Annotated in this window: 16 protein-coding genes; 8 read left to right on the forward strand and 8 right to left on the reverse strand. The window is 61.7% G+C overall.

Annotated elements, in window-relative coordinates:
- Nucleotides 1-415: 415 nt before the first annotated feature.
- The 3 genes from RYH70_RS18415 to RYH70_RS18425 all read left to right on the forward strand — a co-directional run bounded on the left by RYH70_RS18415 (nucleotide 416) and on the right by RYH70_RS18425 (nucleotide 3,984).
- Nucleotides 416-1,330, forward strand: coding sequence for a LysR family transcriptional regulator (locus RYH70_RS18415; RefSeq protein WP_080531628.1), 915 nt, complete (start codon nucleotides 416-418; stop codon nucleotides 1,328-1,330).
- Between the two features lie 110 nt (nucleotides 1,331-1,440).
- Entirely contained in the window at nucleotides 1,441-2,571 is a 1,131-nt protein-coding gene (locus tag RYH70_RS18420; protein WP_317009484.1) for an alpha/beta fold hydrolase, read from the forward strand.
- Nucleotides 2,572-2,742: 171 nt separating this feature from the next.
- A complete protein-coding gene (locus RYH70_RS18425; protein WP_317009485.1) occupies nucleotides 2,743-3,984 on the forward strand; it encodes an NHL repeat-containing protein in 1,242 nt (413 codons plus the stop codon).
- 242 nt (nucleotides 3,985-4,226) lie between these two features.
- On the opposite strand, the gene bioD is transcribed toward RYH70_RS18425, so the two are convergent.
- The 5 genes from bioD to bioB are packed head-to-tail and all read right to left on the reverse strand — an operon-like array spanning nucleotide 4,227 to nucleotide 8,897.
- Nucleotides 4,227-4,859, reverse strand: a complete 633-nt coding sequence (bioD, locus tag RYH70_RS18430) for a dethiobiotin synthase (protein ID WP_022995189.1) — start codon at nucleotides 4,857-4,859, stop codon at nucleotides 4,227-4,229.
- The gene (locus RYH70_RS18435) at nucleotides 4,859-5,695 is read right to left on the reverse strand and encodes a methyltransferase domain-containing protein (RefSeq protein ID WP_055099535.1); all 837 of its coding nucleotides are present in this window, start codon (nucleotides 5,693-5,695) and stop codon (nucleotides 4,859-4,861) included. Before RYH70_RS18435 ends, bioD begins: the two co-directional genes overlap by 1 nt.
- Before the next feature lie 8 nt (nucleotides 5,696-5,703).
- The gene (bioH, locus tag RYH70_RS18440; RefSeq protein WP_055099536.1) at nucleotides 5,704-6,534 is read right to left on the reverse strand and encodes a pimeloyl-ACP methyl ester esterase BioH; all 831 of its coding nucleotides are present in this window, start codon (nucleotides 6,532-6,534) and stop codon (nucleotides 5,704-5,706) included.
- A 34-nt stretch (nucleotides 6,535-6,568) separates the two neighbouring features.
- On the reverse strand, nucleotides 6,569-7,723 hold the full coding sequence (bioF, locus tag RYH70_RS18445; RefSeq protein ID WP_080531631.1) for an 8-amino-7-oxononanoate synthase: 1,155 nt from the start codon (nucleotides 7,721-7,723) through the stop codon (nucleotides 6,569-6,571).
- A 4-nt stretch (nucleotides 7,724-7,727) separates the two neighbouring features.
- On the reverse strand, nucleotides 7,728-8,897 hold the full coding sequence (gene bioB / locus RYH70_RS18450; protein WP_097058854.1) for a biotin synthase BioB: 1,170 nt from the start codon (nucleotides 8,895-8,897) through the stop codon (nucleotides 7,728-7,730).
- Nucleotides 8,898-8,954: 57 nt separating this feature from the next.
- Here bioB and RYH70_RS18455 point away from each other — a divergent pair, with 57 nt between their 5' ends.
- The 5 genes from RYH70_RS18455 to RYH70_RS18475 all read left to right on the forward strand — a co-directional run bounded on the left by RYH70_RS18455 (nucleotide 8,955) and on the right by RYH70_RS18475 (nucleotide 12,656).
- The gene (locus RYH70_RS18455) at nucleotides 8,955-9,653 is read left to right on the forward strand and encodes a ComF family protein (RefSeq protein ID WP_317009486.1); all 699 of its coding nucleotides are present in this window, start codon (nucleotides 8,955-8,957) and stop codon (nucleotides 9,651-9,653) included.
- A 106-nt stretch (nucleotides 9,654-9,759) separates the two neighbouring features.
- Nucleotides 9,760-10,434 carry a 2-phosphosulfolactate phosphatase gene (locus tag RYH70_RS18460; RefSeq protein WP_022995183.1) on the forward strand — a complete coding sequence of 225 codons (675 nt, stop codon included), beginning with the start codon at nucleotides 9,760-9,762 and terminating at the stop codon, nucleotides 10,432-10,434.
- A gap of 101 nt (nucleotides 10,435-10,535) precedes the next feature.
- Complete coding sequence (locus RYH70_RS18465) at nucleotides 10,536-11,768, forward strand: acyl-CoA dehydrogenase family protein (RefSeq protein WP_317009487.1); 1,233 nt, start codon at nucleotides 10,536-10,538, stop codon at nucleotides 11,766-11,768.
- Nucleotides 11,769-11,853: 85 nt separating this feature from the next.
- Nucleotides 11,854-12,198 carry a 4a-hydroxytetrahydrobiopterin dehydratase gene (locus tag RYH70_RS18470; RefSeq protein WP_014996274.1) on the forward strand — a complete coding sequence of 115 codons (345 nt, stop codon included), beginning with the start codon at nucleotides 11,854-11,856 and terminating at the stop codon, nucleotides 12,196-12,198.
- On the forward strand, nucleotides 12,198-12,656 hold the full coding sequence (locus RYH70_RS18475) for a YiiD C-terminal domain-containing protein (RefSeq protein WP_055099539.1): 459 nt from the start codon (nucleotides 12,198-12,200) through the stop codon (nucleotides 12,654-12,656). The genes RYH70_RS18470 and RYH70_RS18475 overlap by 1 nt, the downstream gene beginning before the upstream one ends.
- Nucleotides 12,657-13,016: 360 nt before the next feature.
- On the opposite strand, the gene hemE is transcribed toward RYH70_RS18475, so the two are convergent.
- The 3 genes from hemE to gltB all read right to left on the reverse strand — a co-directional run bounded on the left by hemE (nucleotide 13,017) and on the right by gltB (nucleotide 20,133).
- Complete coding sequence (gene hemE, locus RYH70_RS18480) at nucleotides 13,017-14,090, reverse strand: uroporphyrinogen decarboxylase (RefSeq protein WP_026948236.1); 1,074 nt, start codon at nucleotides 14,088-14,090, stop codon at nucleotides 13,017-13,019.
- A 145-nt stretch (nucleotides 14,091-14,235) separates the two neighbouring features.
- Nucleotides 14,236-15,657 (reverse strand): FAD-dependent oxidoreductase, encoded by a 1,422-nt coding sequence (locus RYH70_RS18485; RefSeq protein WP_022995178.1) that lies wholly within the window; start codon nucleotides 15,655-15,657, stop codon nucleotides 14,236-14,238.
- 12 nt (nucleotides 15,658-15,669) lie between these two features.
- Complete coding sequence (gene gltB, locus RYH70_RS18490; protein WP_063140949.1) at nucleotides 15,670-20,133, reverse strand: glutamate synthase large subunit; 4,464 nt, start codon at nucleotides 20,131-20,133, stop codon at nucleotides 15,670-15,672.
- Nucleotides 20,134-20,222 lie beyond the last annotated feature (89 nt).

The following is a 20,222-nucleotide window of genomic DNA, read 5'->3' on the forward strand; positions in this document are numbered from 1 at the left end:
GTATTCGCACCACAAAGCCTGCCTCCCATTGCTTTATTGCAGAACGAAAGGTCCGCTTTTTTTATCGAAAAAATAGAGTTAAATTGAATTAGCGCGCGCCCGCTTCCGGCAAGCGCGACCACGCCGGTCAAACCGGGAAAAGGCACGCTTCATAAGATGTGAATTCACAAGGGAAGAGCTGGCGATATCAATGGCACCCCATTTTTTCCGATAAGCGAGAGAGGCGCCTGCATGCTTATTCGGCACGGGCATAAGGACTTTGAGAGGGTTTCCGGTATTCATTTTTGCATCCAACCTGCCATTGATTTCACGCTTATACTTTTTGGAAGAGTAGTAATCGCGGCAGGCGGGCTCAAATCACTTTTTGAAATACGCCATCATTTTCATCACAAATACATCAAATAAAGACAGAACCATGAGACTGAACCGCATAGATCTGAACTTGTTCATTGTCTTTGAAGCGCTGTACCGTGAGCGCCGTGTAACCAAGGTTGCACGCCATTTGAATATTACCCAGTCCGGGGTAAGCAACGCGCTCCGGCGGCTACGCGAGACCTTTGATGACCCTCTCTTTGTACGTGGCCCCGAAGGGATGGTGCCCACTCCAGTGGCGGAAAACATGATCGTGGATGTGCGCCAGGCTCTGGACCTGCTCAGCCGCAGTGTGGGAGAAAATCTACGTTTTCAACCGGAGCTTTCGGAAAGGGAATTCCGCCTTGGCATGAATGATCTGGGGCAGGCTCTGATACTTCCCGGGCTGCGCGAGAAATTACGTGAGCAGGCCCCTAAAGTGGCGCTCAGCACCTATTACGTGGATCGCCGTATCGGCGAGGAGGACCTTAAATCCGGCGGCCTGGATTTATTGATCGATGCACCGGACATCAACGCCCTGGAGTTGGACCAGGCGTTCCTTGCCGAATTGCCTTACGTCGTTACCATGCGCCACGGCCATCCGTTGGCGAAGGGCCCGCTGTCCCTGCAATGTTATCTCGGCGCCGACCATATTCACGTCTCAAGCCGCAAGCGCGGCCGCGGACAAGTGGATGTGGCCCTGCACGCTCTCGGGGAGCAGCGTCATATCTCCATGCGCGTTCAGAACTACCTGGTGGCGGCGAACATCACCGCGGAAAGCGACCTTTTATGGACGGTACCGAGAATGCTGGCGGAAACCACCGGCCTGTATATCACCGAGGCGCCGCTCAAGGTGCCGCCTTTATTCTGGAATCTCTATTGGCCGAAAAGCGTGACCATGGACCCGGCAAGCCGATGGATGCGGCAGCTGATCATGAGCCAGTTTGCCGAGAGCTGCTCCCGACTGTTGCCAGATTGACGGCCCTCCCGCCGTTTGACGGGGACGCCGGTCCGCTCCGTCGATACGGCAAGTGCTGACATCAGAGCCACGCCGTACACTGCGCCTCCCTATTTACGGAGGCTTGTTTCATGCCGCTGTCCGTTCCCACCCTGGACACCGCCCGCGCTACCTTCGACAACGCCCGTCAATGGATCACCCGTCCGCGCCCCCTGATTCAGGCGCAAACCACGCCTTTTCAAGTCATCCATGACGACGGGCTGGCCCGGCTGCGCTACTACCCACCACTGACGGAAACCGCTATCCCGCTGGAAGACGGCAGCGAGCTGGTGGTAAGTACACAACGACAGCGTACCCCCCTGGTGCTGGTGCCGCCGCTGGCGGTGAACATGCTGATCTACGACCTGTTCCCGCAACGCAGTCTGGTACGTTATTTACGCGCCAGGGGTTTCGAGCTGTACCTGATCGATTGGGGACGCCCCGGCAGGGCGCACGACCGTCAGGGGCTGGCCCATTACTTTGCCGAACGCCTTCCCGGCATGCTGGAACGGGTTCGCGAGCACAGCGGCGAACGTCGCTTGAATCTGCACGGCTGGAGTTTCGGCGGGCTGTTCAGTCTGTGCTATTGCGCGCTGGGACGTGATCCGGACATCGGCAATCTGGTCCTGGTCGGCGCGCCCACGGACTATCATCGCAACGGGATACTCGGCCGCCAGTATCAACGCATCAGCCATACCCTGGGCTGGCTGCGGCGACGTACCGGCTGGCGCGCCCACGAACTCTCACCGGGTTGGTTCCGCTCACCGGGCTGGCTCAATAGTCTGGCGTTCAAACTGACCAGTCCGGTAGCCAGCCTCAAGGGCTACCTGGACCTGTTGCGCCACCTGGACGATCACGACTATGTGAGCAATCACGCCACCAACGGCGCATTTCTCGATGACATGGTGGCTTACCCCGGCGCGGTGATTCAGGACATCATCCATTATCTGTGGGTGGACAATGTCATGGCCGAAGGCCGGCTGCCCATGAAAGGAGATGAAGGCGACCTCAGCCGGGTCACTGTGCCCATGCTGAATATCACCAGCCCCGCCGACATGATCGTTACCCCCGAATGCTCCCGGGCAATGCTGCCATTGGTGAGCAGCACCGATGTCAAGTGCCTGTCGGTGAGTGGCGGCCACATGGCCATTCTCGGCGGTGGCAAGGCGCAGCAGGAAAGCTGGCCTCGAGTGGCGCAGTGGTTGATCGAGCGGGATGGGTAAAAGTGCAACCTATTCACAAAATCCCCAAATTATTAGAAAAAGAAACGGAGTATGCGCACTTGGGCGCTAACATATCGCCATTGATCGGCATTGGGAGGCGTTGAAACAGGCGGCTTCCATGACGTGAAGGCTGGGAAGCCCCGGCAAGAAAAAAACGAGACGGAGCGCGACATGATGGACCATTCGAGACACCAGACCTCCTGGCGGCTTGCCGCACCGATCCTGGGCACGGCCCTCACGCTGACCGCTTGCGGTGGTGGCGGTGGTGGCGACACGCCACCACCGACGGCGCTGGAGACATTTCAGAAAGCGGACGTCGTCATCGGCCAGCCCGATTTCATCGGCACGGAAGCGAACCAGAATGGTTCGATCGGCGCCAGCGGGTTCGACAAGCCGGCCGGCAGCCCGGCCGTCAGCGCCGAGGGTCAGTTATTCATCAGCGACACCTGGAACGCCCGGATCCTTGGCTACGACGTCATCCCCGACATGAATAGTTTGCCTGCCGACTTTGTGCTCGGGCAGGGCGACTTCACCAGCGGGGAAAGTGGCCTGTTCGTGCGTCCCCGTGACATCGCCATCGGCGACGGCAAGATGGCGGTGGCGGATTACAATGGCAATGATGTTTTTCTCTATGGCCCGGTACCGACGGACAGCACTACCGTCACTCCGGTATCACTGTCGAAAGTATTTCCTGATCCTGGTTCACCTTGCGATGTAAACTATCGCAACTTCCCCACTTCGGTGGCGCTCAGCGGCAACGGCAAACTGGTGATCGCCGACAGCGGGCAGCATCGGGTTCTGATCTGGAACACCGTGCCCAACAGCCGTGACCAGGCACCTGATCTGATATTGGGTCAGAGCGACTTCAATCACTGCACCGAGAACGATACCGATCAGGACGGCGAAAAGGACGACGCGCCCTCGGCAAACACCCTGAATTATCCCGCCGGCGTATGGACCGACGGCGAGCGTCTGGCGGTAGCCGACCGGCATAATTACCGGGTGCTGATCTGGAACACTTTCCCCACGGAGAACGGCCAACCCGCCGATGTGGTTATCGGCCAACCTGGTTTCAACACCAGTAACGCCTCCGTATCCCCAGCAGGTTATTTCTGGCCCGATGGACTGGATTCCAACGGCACTCAGTTGGCCGTACCCGACGCCTCAAACCATCGGGTCTTGGTCTGGAACACCTTCCCCACCGAAAACGGCCAGCTCGCCGACGTGGTGCTCGGGCAGGGTGACTTCCGACACACCAGCCGCAACGACGACAACCAGGATGGCAGCGATGACGGCAGCGCCACGGCACGCACCCTGAATGGCCCCACCGGAGTCCGTTTCCACGATGACAAACTGCTGATCAGCGACACCGGTAATAACCGGGTTCTGATCTTGCAGTTGAGAACTGAATGATGACAACGGGTGCGGGGTTGCAGGCCAGCCTGCCGGTGCGTGACACTGACATGCTCACGCGCCCATTGGCTGTAAAGCTGCTTCCCACAGAGCGGACTGCGAAATCGTTATAGGAGCCAGTCGGGGCAGCCCTCCGCCTGCTGGCGAATAAGGCACCAAGCCAAAAAGATTCGCCAGCAGGGCTAGCTCCTACAGCGGCTTTGTAGATGACTGAGAGAAAAGGGCAGCAAACAATCTGTCTCTCAGATAACGGTAAAAGCTCCGGGCAGATGCTGGCGCAGGGTGAGCAGGTTTTCCTCGCGCACATGCATGTCGCCGAAGCAGTTGGCGACGGTGCCGGTATAGCGCAAGCCGTCCGCCTGAATCGCCTCGGCGGTGAGGATGGCGTGATTGATGCAGCCGAGTTTCATCCCCACCACCTGGATCACCGGCAGGGACAGTTCCACCGCCAGACCAGCGAGCATTTCGCGATCGTTCAAAGGCACACGCCAGCCGCCGGCGCCTTCCACCAGAATCAGATCCGCCGGATGGCTGCTGATCGCGCCACGTACATAGCCGGCCAGTTGGGCCAGGGTGATCCTGCGTCCTTCCTGTTGCGCGGCGATGTGGGGTGCGATAGCGGCTTTCAGTGCCACCGGATTGACCACGTCATAGGGCAGTTGCACCGATGAGGCCGCCATCAGGTTGACGGCGTCTTCGTTGCGCAACCCTTCCTCTGTGTCCTCGCAGCCCGCCGCCACCGGTTTCAGCCCGTAGCAGCTCAAGCCGGCCTCCCGGGCCCGTTCCAGCAACCGGCAACTGACCCAGGTCTTGCCCACTTCGGTATCGGTGCCGGTGATGAAGAACACCCCCTTCAGGGCCGGTAACGCGGGCATCAGAGGACCTCCTTGCTGGCATGTAAAAACAGCACCCGCCAGGTCAGCGGCAGACCGTCCCGGGTGCGCAGGGTTTCGTAGGCGTCGAGCATGGTTCGAAAAGCGCGCTTGCCGGTGAGGCCACCCCCTCCACCTTGCACGTGATCGGCCCCGGTGGCCTTGAGGGTGCGGGCTATGGCACGCACGTCGGGGTAGTGCTGGGTCACCGTCAGGGTTTGCTGGGTTACCGTGGATAACCCTTCCGTGGCCAGAGCGTCATGCCATTGCACCATGGTCGGCAGATCATTGACGTGGGGACGGCGGTCCGCGGCTTTCCAGCTCTCGGACAGCTCCCGCAGGGAGTCCCGCAATGGCACCGCCAGCAACAAATGACCACCGGGAGCGAGCACCCGCCCGGCCTCGGCGATCACCACCGCCGGATCACACCATTGCAGAGCAAAGCTGGAAAACACCAGTCCCAGGGACCGGTCCGGCAGCGGCAGGGCTTCGGCATCGGCGCATACCGGCGAGAACAATCGCCCGGTGCGGCCGCGCTGGGACGCTTCCTGAAGCATGGCCGGCGCCAGATCCAGGGCCAGCCAGCGCACTTCATGCCAGCGCTCCTGTTGCTGCCGGCTCAACGGCGCCGTGGCACAGCCCAGATCCGCTGCCCGGGGTATCGGCAGAGACTCCGGCGCCATGGCCAGAAGACTGCGGGCACAGGACAGTTGCAGCACCGCGTGAGCGTCATAACTGGCCGCGGCCCGGCCGAACTGGCGTCCTACCGCCCGTTTGGTGGCCGTGGACGAGGTGACGGCGGGCTCATGCCCAGCGGATGGATTGAAAACAGAGGACATTACGGTCATTACCCGTCAGCGGCGTCGGTGACGATGCCGTGACGCCGATAAAAATCGAGAACCACGGCGGAGAAGCGCTCCGGCGCGGATAGAAACGGTACATGGGACACCCGCTCGATCACCGCGGTTTCCCCGTGCTCATTCAGCAGCGGGCGGATGTCATCCACCAGCGTCACCGGCACGATGTTGTCACGTTCACCGAACACCATCAGCAAGGGCTGGCTCAGCGCCGAAAGAGCCGTGCGCAGATCGGTGTCCGCCAGAATCACCAGCCCTTCGATCAGCGCCCGGCGAGCCGGCAGGCCGCAAAAATAGAGGATCTCCTTGAGCCGGGCAACGTCCTCGCGCATGTTCTCGCTGTCTTTGCAGTTGAGCGCCAGAAAGCGCACCAGAGTGCCCTCGAAATCCTCTTCGCAGACCTCGGCGAAGGTGCGCAGAATCTGCGGCCGCATGGCCCGCGGCCAGTCGTCGGCGCGGGTGAAACGCGGCGTGGTCGCCACCGTCACTACCGAGGCGACCCTCTGGGCATGACGTTGCGCCAGATTCAGGGCCACCAGCCCGCCCAGGGACCAACCCAGCACATGGGCCCGCTCCGGCATTACCGAGGCGATCTGATCAGCCAGAAAATCCAGCGTGTACTCGTCGTTGGGCAACGGACTCTGGCCCATGCCCGGCAGGTCCACCACGGTCACCCGGAAGTGCTCGAGCAGAGCCGGCACGATGTCATCGAAGACAATGGCGTGCAGCCCCCAGCCGTGGACCAGCACCAGGTCCCCGGCCTGTTCACCGGCCTTGCCGGTACAGCGGTAGGTGTTGTGAAACGGAATCAGTTTCGGCATGGAACCACCTTTGAGTGATACGGTGCGCGCCGCTTCAGCCGTCGGACGCCTGCCGCAACGCCATCAGCAGCCGGTCCACATCCGCCTCCTCATGGGCGGCGGAGAAGGTGATACGCAGGCGCGCCTGCCCCTCCGGCACGGTCGGCGGCCGGATCGCGCTGATCAGCAGCCCGCTGTCGCGCAAGCGCCGGCTCAGAGCCAGAGCATCGGCGTCTCCACCCACCAGCAGGGGCTGAATCGGCGTTTTCGAGTCCATCAGGGCATAACCCAGTTCGGCCGCGCCGCGCCGGAACCGCTGAACCAGTGCCGTCAGTTTTTCCCTGCGCCAGGCTTCCCGGCGCACGATGTCCAGGCTGACCAGGGTGGCGGCGGCCACCGCCGCCGGCATGGCGGTGGTGTAGACGTAAGTGCGGGCGAATTGTACCAGGGTTTCGATCAATTCGTCGGAGCCGGCCACGAAGGCGCCGGCGGTGCCCAGAGCCTTGCCCAGCGTGCCCATATAGACCGGCACCCGGTCCTGCACGCCCTGATGCCAGAGCGAGCCGCGCCCGGCGCCGTCGAGCACGCCGAGGCCATGGGCATCGTCCACCATCAACCAGGCATCATGGGCCTCACAGGCAGCCAGATAGGCGGGCAGGGGCGCCTCGTCACCGTCCATGCTGAAGACGCCGTCGGTGATCACCAGCTTGCGGGCCGCATCGCTGCGCGCCAGCAGGCCGGCCAGGGCATCCGGCTGATTATGGGCGAAACGGCGGGAGCGGGCGCCGCTGAGCTGGCCGGCATCCAGTAACGAAGCGTGGTTCAGGCGATCCTGAAAGACCGCGTCACCCCGGCCGACCAGAGCGGTCACGGCCCCCAGATTGGCCATGTAGCCATTGGAAAACAACAGCGCCCGCTTCCGCCCGCAATGCTCCGCCAGCGCTTCTTCCAGAGCCTGATGCGGGCTCTGATGGCCGCACACCAGATGGGAGGCGCCACTGCCCACTCCCCACTGATCGGCGGCATCGCGGAACGCGGTGACGATACGCGGATCACCGGCCAGGCCGAGATAGTCATTGGAACAGAAGTTGAGGAATTCACGGCCGTCCACCACGGCGGTACGTCCGCAGGAGGAATGCATCAGCGGTGGCGTGCGATAGCGGTGTTGGGCGCGGCGTTCCGCCAGCCGCGCCCGCAGATCGAACCCCATGGGGTCAGGAGTCAAGCGTGGCGCCGGCGGTGGGCCGGCCGGTGTCGCGGTCCAATACGTGCTTGGCGGGGCGTTTGCTCATCGCGTCGTAAAACAACCCCTGTTCCTCTCCTTGTTCCTCTGCTTGCTGCTCCGCCACCTGGGCGCGCAACGCCTCTTCGTGGGCTTCGTCGGAGGCTTCATGGCGCGGGTCCAGCGGGTGGATGCCGAGACGTTGGAACAACTGCCGGTCGTGAGTCGCTTCCGGATTATCGGTAGTGAGCAATCGCTCACCGTAGAAGATGGAATTGGCGCCAGCCAGGAAACAGAGCGCCTGAGCCTCGTCATGCATCTCCTGACGCCCGGCGGACAGCCGCACATAGGATTCCGGCATCAGAATACGGGCCACCGCCACGGTCCGCACGAACTCGAGCGGATCCAGGTCATCCACGTCCGCCAGCGGCGTGCCCTCGATTTTCACCAGCATGTTGATCGGCACGGATTCCGGATGGTGGGGCAAATTGGCCAGTTGTTGCAGCAGACCGACCCGGTCATCGCGGTTCTCGCCCATGCCGATAATGCCGCCACAGCACACTTTCATGCCGGCGTCCCGCACATTCGCCAGGGTGTTCAGACGGTCATTATAGGTGCGGGTGGTGATCACCTGGCCGTAATACTCCGGCGAGGTATCCAGGTTGTGGTTGTAGTAGTCGAGGCCGGCCTCGGCCAGATTACGGGCCTGATTTTCATCCAGCATGCCGAGAGTCATACAGGTTTCCATGCCCAGGGCCTTCACCTGGCGCACCATGTCCAGCACATAGGGCATGTCCTTTTCCCGCGGGCTGCGCCAGGCGGCACCCATGCAGAACCGGGAGGCGCCTTTGTCACGCGCCGCTTTGGCCTCTTCCACCACCCGCGCCACTTCCAGCAGTTTTTCCTTTTCCAGCTCGGTGTTGTAGTGACCGGACTGGGAGCAGTATTTGCAGTCTTCCGGGCAAGCGCCGGTCTTGATCGACAGCAGAGTGCTCACCTGCACCGCGTTGGGATCGAAGAACTGACGGTGCACGGTGGCGGCACGAAAGATCAGATCATTGAATGGCAGGGCAAACAGGGCTTCGATCTCACCCCGATGCCAGTCATGGCGTACAGCGGTTCGGGAAGAAGTCGTCTGGGCGTTGGCGGCGGCTACGGTCATGCTGGTTCTCCTTCTTGAGATCCCAAAGGCTAGGCAGCCCCGGACACCCTGTCAACCATGAAACATTTCCAAAGTTTACATCTGATCGAAAAACACTCTTTCTCGATATGCCTGTTGTGTGGCCGGCGCGCCCGGGCACCTCTGTGCCCGCCCTGCCAGGACTTCCTGAACCAGCGCTGTCGCCTGCCTGCCAGCCTGTGCCGCTGCGGCCTGCCGGATCCCGCCGGTGGCTGCGCGGCCCTGTGCGGGCGTTGCCTGAAACAACCGCCTCCGTTCACCACCACCCATTGCGACTGGCGTTATGACTTCCCGTTGGATCGCCTGATTACCGCCTATAAGCATCATGGTCAGTTGTACCAGGAGCGAGCTTTTGCGCACTTGCTGGCTCAGCGGCCGTTACCCTGGGCGCAAGCCGATGCCCTGTGCCCGATCAGCGCGCATTGGCGCCGGCGGCTATGGCGCGGCTTCGATCAGGCCGAGCGTCTGGCCCACCTGCTGGCCCCACTCTGGCGCAGGCCGGTTCTCCCCGCCCTGCGCCGACAGCGGGCCACCGCGCACCAGCAGGGCAGCAGTAGGCGCCAGCGGCTGCGTAATCTGCACGGCGCTTTCACTATCCAGACGCCAGTTCGGGGGCTCCGGCTGTTATTGGTGGACGATGTCATGACCAGCGGCGGCAGTGCCCGCGAAGCCGCCGCCACGCTGCTGGCCGCCGGCGCCACCGAGGTGCGGGTCTGGGTGCTGTCGCGGACCTGCTAGCGCTGAGCGCCAGCCAAGACCAGGCAGAGGATTCTGATTGAGGGTGCCGCCGGCGGCACCAGGCTCTACAATACGCGCTTGCTCCATTCAAGGGACCGCACGCGCCATGAAGATCAGCATCGCTCAAGGCCACAACCCGCCGCACAATATCAACGGCATCACCGTGATCATCGACGTGATCCGCGCCTTTACCACCAGCCATCAGGCGTTCGTCGGCGGTCTCGACCATATTTTGCCGGTGGCCACGGCGGAGGAAGCCTTTGCTCTGCGCGAGCACTACCCTCAAGCGCTGCTGGCCGGCGAGGTACAGGCGTTGCCGATCAAGGGTTTTGACTACGGCAACTCCCCTTGGGAAATCGCCAACAGCGACGTGACGAACCGCACCATGATCCTGCGCACGACCAACGGCGTCACCGCCACCCTGCGGGCGCGGGATAGCCGGGAAGTGCTGGTGGCGGCGCTGATCAATGCCGAAGCCACCGCCCGTTATATTCAGGAGAAAGCCCCACCGTCGGTGGTGCTGGTGGCCTCCCACCCCACCGGAGACGAGGACGTGGCCTGCGCCGAGTACATTCGGGCCTTGCTGGGCGGCGACGGCATCACCCTGGAACAGGCCCAGGAGCGTACCCGTAACGCCTTCGCGGCACGGAAGTTCTTCGACGGCAGCCACCCCCGCCTGCGCCCCGAGGACATTCACATGGCCAGCAGCAGCGCCGGGGACGATGGGCTGGTGATGAAGGTGAGCTTCGAGCCGCTGCCGCGGATCGACAGGGTGGTCTGACCTTTTCCGCCAATCCCGGCGCCACTCCAGATCAATGACCCGCCTCCGGGACACTGCTAATGTCAGTGGGATCGACATACAGCCTCAGGAACCCCATTGTCATGATCGAGTGGAACGAACAACAACAAATGATCCAGAAAATGGTGCGCGACTTCATCGCCAAGGAAGTGGTGCCCAATCTGGACGACATCGAATACAACGGCGTCCCGCCTTACGACATCCTGCGCAAGATGATCAAAACCTTCGGCATGGACGAAATGGCGCGGCAGAGCTTCGAGCGCCAGATCGCCAGGGAAAAAACCGGCACACCGAAGCAGGAGAAAGATAAGGAAGGCTCCTCCGCCGCCGCGGCCGAACAAGCGGCACTACGTCTGATTCCCACCATCGAGCTGTGCCGCCACGCCCAGGGGTTGGTCACCGCCATGGGCGTGTCCATGGGCCTGGCTGGCGGCGCCATCATGAGCAAAGGCACCCTGGAACAAAAAGAACGCTGGGCCCTGCCCCTGTTGACCATGGAGAAAATCGGCGCCTGGGCGATTTCCGAACCCAATTCCGGCTCCGACGCCTTTGGCCAGATGAAGACCGTCGCCCGCCGTGACGGCAATGGCAGCTACATTATTAATGGCTCCAAGACCTGGATCACCAACGGCCCTTACGCCGACACCATCATCCTGATCTGCAAGCTGGATGAGGAGGGTGTGGAACCCCGTGACCGCAAGATCGTCTCCTTTATTCTCGACAGCGGCATGGAGGGGCTGACCCAATCCAAGCCGTTCAAGAAAATGGGCATCGGTTCATCTCCCACTGGTGAATTGTTTTTTGACGACGTCAAAGTCGGCACGGACCGGCTGCTCGGCGGCAGCGAAACCGGTTACGGCCGCTCCGGCGCCAAATCCACCTTCATGCAGGAACGGGCCGGTGTCGCCGCCATGGCGCTGGGCATGGTGGAGCGGGCACTGGAATTGTCGGTGAATTACGCGCGTGAACGGGTGCAGTTCGGCCGCGCCATCGGTGAAAACCAGCTGATCCAATTGAAGCTGGCAAAAATGGAAGTGGCCCGCAGCAATCTGCAGAACATGGTGTTCCGCTATATCGACCTGACCGCCGCCGGCAAGCAGATGACTCTGGCCGAAGCCTCGGCGATGAAACTCTACGCCGCCCAGTCCGCCATGGAAGTGGCCACCGAGGCGGTGCAGATCCACGGCGGCTACGGCTACATGCGCGAATCCCGTGTGGAGCAGTTGATGCGCGATGCCAAGATCCTGCAGATCTACGCCGGCACCGACGAGATGCAGGTGATCGCCATCGCCCGGGACCTGCTGGGCCGCGGCTGACCGCCATGCCGGGAAAGGCGGATGCGAGCGCCACGCCAATGCACTAATCTGGAAATGATCCGCAAACCCTACAAGGAGCCTCATCATGTCTCTGCATCAACAGCGTTGCGAGGCCTGCCGTGCCGATGCACCCCTGATCAGCGACCAGGAGGCCGATACCCTGGCCGAGGAAATTCCGGACTGGAAGCGCATCGAGGAAGACGGCGAGGAACGCTTGCAACGCCAATATTCCTTCCACGACTTCAATGACGCCCTGGCGTTCACCAACCAGGTGGGCGCCATGGCCGAGGAAGAGGGTCATCATCCTGCCCTGCTCACCGAGTACGGCAAGGTGACGGTGACCTGGTGGACCCACAAGATCCACGGTCTGCATCGCAATGACTTCATCTGCGCGGCGAAGACCGACCAACTTTATCTGAGAGCCGGTTAATGAGCCTGAGCGAAGAACAACAAGAACGGATCAAGACCCATGCCGGCCGCGCCTTTCCGTTCGTGGAAAGGTGCGGAGTGGAAACTCTGGAAGTGGACCGGGGCTATTGCCGGATGAGAATGCCGCTGGCCCCGAACCACAACCATGTGGGCACCATGTACGCCGGAGCGCTCTACACCCTGGCGGAACTGCCTGGCGGCGTGATCTACATGACCAGTTTCGATACCTCCCGTTTCTATCCCATCGTCAAGGACATGCAGATCCGTTTCCGGCGCCCGGCCACCACCGATATCGAAGTGGAAGTCCGGATCAGCGAGGAAGAAGTCCAGCGAGTTCAGGCCGAAGCCGAGGCCAACGGCAAATGCGACTTCGCCTGGGACACCGAACTCAAGGACAGCCACGGTGAGGTGGTAGCCACCACCCGGAATCTTTATCAGTTGCGACGGATTGGTCAGTAAGCAAAAGGAAAGCCAGGCTCATTCAGCATGAATTCACAGATCGCCACGAAGCCGCTGTGGGAAGCTTGCTGGCAAGCGAATGGCCAACGGCCAGCGGGGCATTCGCGGCCAAGGCCGCTTCCCACAGCGGCTTCGTAGCATGATCTGTGGGAGCCAGCCTGCTGGCGAATGGCATGCTAGCGTGGCGGCGTATCAGTGAGCTTGCCAAGTACCATGGGACCTCCCACGGCGGCTTCGTAGTCAGGGGTTTTTCTTATGCACCAATAGGAGTAAGGTAACAATTGCATGACGCCGTTACCGCATCCAAACGGTCGACATGTGTTCCTTGTTTTTGCTGTTTTTTCCAGTTTTAACGGCCCTTTATGGGCCGTTTTTCTTGGCACCCAACTCCACCACCGCTTCGATGAAGACCCGGGCGTGTTCCGGGTCCACGTGGGGAGTAATACCGTGCCCCAGGTTGAAGATGTGCCCCGGATGGTCGCCGAAATCGTCCAGGATACGCTTCACTTCGGCACGGATGGCAGCCGGCTCGGCGTACAGCACCGCCGGATCCATGTTGCCTTGCAGAGCCACCCGCTCGCCGACCCGGCGGCGGGCGTCGCCGATGTTCACGGTCCAGTCCAGCCCCAAGGCATCGCAACCGGTATCCGCCATGGCTTCCAGCCAGAGGCCGCCGTTCTTGGTGAACAGGATCACCGGTACCTTGCGGCCTTCGTGGTCGCGGATCAGGCCGTCGACGATGCGCTGCATGTAGGCCAGGGAAAACTCCCGATAGGCCTCGGCGGACAGGGTCCCTCCCCAGGTATCGAAAATCTGCACCGCCTGGGCACCGTGACGAATCTGGGCATTAAGGTAATCGGTCACCGACAGGGCCAGTTTTTCCAGCAGGGCGTGGGCCACCTCCGGCTGGCTGTAGATCATCGCCTTGAGGTGGCGGAAGTCCTTGCTGGAACCGCCTTCCACCATATAGGTGGCGAGTGTCCAGGGGCTGCCGGAGAAGCCGATCAGCGGCACCCGCCCGTTAAGCGCGCCACGAATGGTGGACACGGCGCGCATGACGTAATCCAGGTCGGCCTCCGCGTTCGGCACCGGCAGCGCCGCCACGTCCTGCTCGGTACGCACGGTCTTGTGGAATTTCGGGCCTTCACCGGTTTCGAAGTAGAGGCCCAACCCCATGGCATCAGGCACGGTGAGGATGTCGGAGAACAGAATCGCCGCGTCCAGCGGATAGCGCTCCAGCGGTTGCAACGTCACCTCGCAGGCCAGCTCGGCGTTGCGGCACAGATCCATGAACGACCCGGCGGTCTCCCGGCTGGCGCGGTATTCCGGCAGATAGCGCCCGGCCTGGCGCATCATCCAGATCGGGGTACGGTCCACGGGTTCACGGGCCAGCGCGCGGAGGAAGCGATCGTTTTGGAGCGGGGCGTGGGTCATGGAAATTCCTTAGAAAGCGCTTTCACGCAACACCCTGGCAGGTGAGCACGCGAAACATAAAAAGACTACCGCATCATATAGAAAAAGGGCCTGCGAAAGCAGGCCCTTTAGCGTATTGCATGGAAGCGTTTCCGAGCACCCGGGTTTAGACATCCAGGTAGTCAAGGATGCCCTTGGCCGCTTCCCGGCCTTCCCAGATGGCGGTCACCACCAGATCGGAGCCGCGCACCATGTCGCCGCCGGCGAAGATCTTCTCGTTGCTGGTCTGGAACGGGAACGCTTGTTGTTCCGCCGCCAGCACGCGGCCGGAGTCATCCAGGTCAATACGCTGGGGCTCGAACCAGTCCGCCGGGCTGGGGCGGAAGCCGAAGGCGATGATCACCGCGTCGGCCGGCAGCACTTCCTCACTGCCCGGGATCGGCTCGGGGCGGCGGCGGCCGTTGTTGTCCGGCTCACCCAGCTTGGTCTCCACCACTTTCACGCCAACCACCTTGCCGTTTTCGCCGACCACTTCGATGGGCTGACGGTTGAACAGGAACTGCACGCCTTCTTCCTTGGCGTTGGCCACCTCACGGCGGGAGCCTGGCATATTCTCTTCATCGCGGCGGTAAGCACAAACCACGCTGTCCGCGCCCTGGCGGATGGAGGTGCGGTTACAGTCCATGGCTGTGTCACCGCCACCGAGCACCACCACGCGCTTGCCACCCATGTCGATGAAATCGGCGGCGTCTTTTTCGAAACCGAGATTACGGTTGGCATTGGAGATCAGGAACGGCAGCGCCTCATGCACACCGTCCAGATCCTCACCGGGGAACCCGCCCTTCATGTAGGTGTAGGTCCCCATGCCCATGAACACGGCGTCGAACTCTTCCAGCAGTTCATCGATGGTGACGTCGGTGCCGACTTCGGTATTGAGACGGAATTCGATGCCCATGCCTTCGAACACTTCACGGCGCTTGGCCATCACTGGCTTCTCGAGTTTGAACTCGGGAATGCCAAAGGTCAGCAGGCCGCCGATCTCCGGGTAGCGGTCGAACACCACCGCTTTGACGCCATTGCGTACCAGCACGTCGGCACAGCCGATACCCGCCGGGCCGGCGCCGATCACGGCGACTTTCTTGTCGGTCCACACCACCTTGGACATGTCCGGGCGCCAACCCATGGCCAGAGCGGTATCGGTGATGTACTTCTCGGTGGCGCCGATGGTGACCGCGCCGAAGCCATCGTTCAGAGTACAGGCGCCCTCACAAAGACGGTCCTGCGGGCACACACGGCCACAGACTTCCGGCAGGGAGTTGGTCTGGTGACACAGCTCCACCGCTTCCATCAGATTCCCTTCGCTGATCAGTTTCAGCCAGTTGGGAATGTAGTTGTGTACCGGGCATTTCCATTCGCAGTACGGGTTACCGCAGTGCAGGCAACGATGGGCCTGGTGCTCCACTTCCCGGGTTTCGAACGGGTAGTAGATTTCCTCGTACTTGTGCTTGCGCAGTTCGATGTCTTTTTTCTTCGGATCGTGCCGCGGGACATCGAGAAACTGGAAGTTATTGCTTAAACGTTCAGCCATGTCGCTCTCTCGTTATGCCGGGTTCGCACGCGTGCTCTTGAGCAGGTCTTCCAGGCTCGCCGCCTTGGGTTTGACCAGCCAGAACTTGCGGCTCATGGCATCGAAATTGTCCAGGATCTCCCGGCCCCACTCGCTGCCGGTTTCGTCCACGTATTCCTCGATCACATGACGCAGATGAGCGCGATGGGATTCAGTGGACTCGGAACTGATCCGATGCAGTTCAATCAATTCCGGGTTGATGCGGTCGAAGAAGTCATTATCCTGATCCAGCACGAAGGCGAAGCCCCCGGTCATGCCGGCACCGAAATTGTGGCCTGTATGGCCCAGCACGGTGACGCAACCGCCGGTCATATATTCACAGCAGTGATCACCAGCCCCTTCCACCACCGCATGGGCGCCGGAGTTACGCACCGCGAAACGCTCACCGGCGGTGCCGGCGGCGAACAACTTGCCACCAGTGGCGCCGTACAGACAGGTGTTACCGATGATGGCGGTATCCTGGGTCTTGAACGGGCTGCCCTTGGGCGGGCGTATCACCACTTTGCCGCCGGCCATGCCTTTACCGACATAGTCGTTGGCATCACCTTCCAGATACAGGTGCAAGCCGCCGGCGTTGAACACACCAAAGCTCTGCCCGGCGGTGCCGGTGAAGCGAACCCGGATCGGCGCGCTTTCCATGCCCAGGTTACCGTGGTGTCTGGCAATTTCCCCGGACACCGTGGCGCCCACGGAACGGTCGCAGTTGGTGATGGTGTAGTGGAACGAGCCACCGCTTTTGCTTTCCACGGCGGTACGCATTTCTTCCACCATTTTGGCATTGAGTACGCCCTTGTCGAACGGCTCATTGCGCTGCACCTGGCAATGGGTGGGCTTGTCCGCCGGCACATGATCGTTGCGCAGAATCGGCGTCAGATCCAGGCGTTTCTGTTTCTCGGTCAGGCCGTCGATGCGCTCCAGCAGATCAGTGCGGCCGATCAGCTCCGGCAGGCTCTTGATGCCGAGCTCCGCCAGCAGTTCACGCACTTCACGGGCAACGAAAGTGAAGTAGTTCATCAGCATTTCCGGCGCGCCGATGAAATGCTCCTTGCGCAGGTCGTCGCGCTGGGTGGCCACGCCGGTGGCGCAGTTGTTCAGGTGACAGATGCGCAGGTACTTACAGCCGAGCACCACCATCGGCATGGTGCCGAAGCCGAACGACTCGGCGCCGAGGATGGCCGCCTTGATCACATCCAGGCCGGTCTTCAAACCGCCATCGGTTTGCAGGCGGATCTTCTGACGCAGGTCGTTGGCACGCAGCGCCTGGTGCGCTTCCGCCAGTCCCAGCTCCCAGGGCGAGCCGGCGTAACGGATGGAGGTCAGCGGGCTGGCCGCGGTACCGCCATCGTAACCGGAGATGGTGATCAGATCGGCATAGGCCTTGGCCACGCCGGAGGCCACCGTGCCGACGCCGGGCTCGGACACCAGTTTCACCGACACCTGAGCCTGCGGATTGACCTGCTTGAGGTCGAAGATCAGCTGGGCCAGATCCTCAATGGAATAGATATCGTGGTGCGGCGGCGGCGAGATCAGAGTCACGCCGGGCACGGAGTGACGCAGCCGGGCGATCAACGCATTGACCTTACCCCCTGGCAACTGGCCGCCTTCACCAGGCTTGGCGCCCTGGGCCACCTTGATTTGCAGCACTTCGGCGTTGACCAGGTAATGCGGGGTCACACCGAACCGCCCGGAAGCGATCTGCTTGATCTTGGACACCCGCTCGGTGCCGTAACGGGCCGGGTCCTCGCCGCCTTCACCGGAGTTGGAACGCCCACCCAGACGGTTCATGGCGGTGGCGATGGCTTCGTGAGCTTCCGGACTGAGCGCGCCCAGCGACATACCGGCGGAGTCGAAACGCGGCAAAATGGTTTCGATCGGCTCCACTTCCTCCAGCGGCACCGGTGTCACATCGGTACGCACCTTCAACAGATCACGCAGAGTCGCCACCGGGCGATCATTGACCAGCTCGGCGAATTCCTTGTACGCCTGGTAATCGCCGTTCTGCACGGCACGGTGGATAGCGTGCACCACATCCGGATTGTAGGCGTGGTATTCCTTGCCGTGGATGTACTTGAGCACACCGCCGGCATCAATCGGCTTACGCTGTTTCCAGGCGTCGGCGGCGATGGTTTTCTGGTCGCTCTCGAAGTCCTCGAAGGTAGCCCCTTCGATGCGGCTCTGCACGCCCCGGAAGCACAAATCCACCACGTCGCTGGCAATACCCACGGCTTCGAACAGTTGAGCGCCACGGTAGGAGGTGATGGTGGAAATCCCCATCTTGGAGAGGATCTTCATCAACCCCTTGTTGATGCCTTTGCGGAAATTCTTCTGCAGTTCCACCACGTCGCCCAGCAGTTCGCCGCGCTTGACCATATCGGCCAGGATATCCTCGGCCAGGTAGGGGAACACCGCGGTGGCACCGAAACCGAAGAGAACGGCGAAGTGGTGGGCGTCACGGGCGGTGGCGGTCTCGACAATGATGTTGGCATCACTGCGCAAGCCGCATCCGGTCAGGTGGTGATGCACCGCGCCACAGGCCATCAACGCATGAATTGTCAGCGTATCCGGGCTGATGCCGTTGTCGGAAAGCACCAACAGGACGACACCGTCACGCACCGCTTGCTCGGCTTTTTCACACAGAGCATGGACCGCCGCCCGCAGCCCCAGGGCCGGGTCATAGTGCAGGCTCAACCGCTCGGAGCGGTAGCCCGGCCGGTCGATGTCCAGCAGGTTGTGATACTTGGCGTAGGACAGCACCGGCGTGGAAAGGATGGCCCGGTCCGCATGGTCAGCGGTTTCCTCGAACACATTGCGCTCGGCGCCAATACAGGTTTCCAGGCTCATCACAATCGCTTCACGCAGCGGATCAATGGGCGGGTTGGTCACCTGCGCGAACTGTTGCCGGAAGTAGTCATACAGCGGGCGCTGGCGCTGGCTCAGCACGGCCATGGGCGTGTCGTCGCCCATCGAGCCGGTGGCCTCCTGGCCCGCCTCGGCCAGCGGACGCAGCACCTGGTCACGCTCCTCGAAACTGACCTGGAAGAATTTCTGGTAGCTGAGCAGCTCTTCCGGTTTTATGTCATCGATGTGTTTGGTGCCAGGAAGGTAATCGGCCTCGATACGCAGCGCGTGATCCTTGAGCCACTGACGATAGGGATGACGCACTTTGAGACGGTTGTCGATATCCTCGGTCTGCAGCAGCTCGCCCTTCTCGATATCCACGGCCAGAATCCGGCCGGGTCCGACGCGGCCTTTGGCCACCACGTCCTCGGGCTGATAGCTGTACACGCCGATCTCGGAGGACAACGTGATGAAACCGTTCTTGGTGATCACCCAGCGGGCCGGACGCAGGCCGTTGCGGTCCAGCATGCAGACGGCGTAGCGGCCGTCGGTCATGACCAGCCCGGCGGGGCCGTCCCAGGGCTCCATGTGCATGGAGTTGTATTCGTAGAAGGCACGCAGATCCGCGTCCATGGTTTCCACGTTCTGCCAGGCCGGCGGCACCATCATGCGCGCGGCGCGGAACAGGTCCATGCCACCGGAGAGCAGCACTTCCAGCATGTTGTCCATGCTGGAGGAGTCGGAGCCTTCACGGTTAACCAGCGGGCTGAGCTCGGCCAGATCGGGCAGCAGTTCGTTCTCGAACTTGTTCTCACGGGCCAGGGCCCAGTTGCGGTTGCCCTGAATGGTGTTGATCTCGCCGTTGTGAGCCAGGTAACGGAACGGCTGAGCCAGCGGCCACTGCGGTGAGGTGTTGGTGGAGAACCGCTGGTGGAACACCACGATGGCGGTTTCCATGGACTCATCACCGAGGTCCGGGAAGAACGCCGGCAGATCCACCGGCATCATCAACCCCTTGTAGGACACCGTGGTGGCCGACAGTGAGCAGACGTAGAAATAGCCGTCTTTCGGAATACGCTTCTCGGCGAGACGGCGAGCGAAGAACAGACGGCGGTTGAGCGCCACCTCGGACTCCTCGTCACCGGCCACCAGCACCTGGTGGAAGCCCGGCAGCGAGCGCAGCGCCAGTTCACCGAGGCAGGAAGCGTCGGTGGGCACTTCACGCCAGCCCAGCACCTTCAGGCCCTGAGCCTCCAGCTCGGCGTCGATCACCGCCTTCTGGGCGGCCGCCTGATCGGCTTCCGGATGGGTGAACACCATCCCGACGCCGTAGATGTCCGGCAGTTCGATGCCCTGTTTCCCGGCCTGCGCCCGGAAGAAGGAGTCGGGTTTTTTCAGCAACAGCCCGCATCCGTCACCGGTTTTTCCATCGGCGTTGATCCCGCCCCGGTGAGTCATGCAGGTGAGTGCTTCAATAGCGGTTTGCAGAAGCTCGTGACTGGCCTGCCCCTCCATGTGGGCGATCAGGCCAAAGCCACAGTTGTCCCGGAATTCTCCGGGCTCATAGAGCCCCTGCACCAGCGTTGAGTTCTGCTGCATCAAAACCTATTCCTCTTGAAATTCAGAGACTTACAGAAGGCGGAACTGGCGCCGGAAAAACGACGACGGCAAAAAAGGGATGAACATTC

This window comes from Alloalcanivorax xenomutans (assembly GCF_032810065.1).
In the GTDB taxonomy this organism is placed as follows: domain Bacteria; phylum Pseudomonadota; class Gammaproteobacteria; order Pseudomonadales; family Alcanivoracaceae; genus Alloalcanivorax; species Alloalcanivorax xenomutans.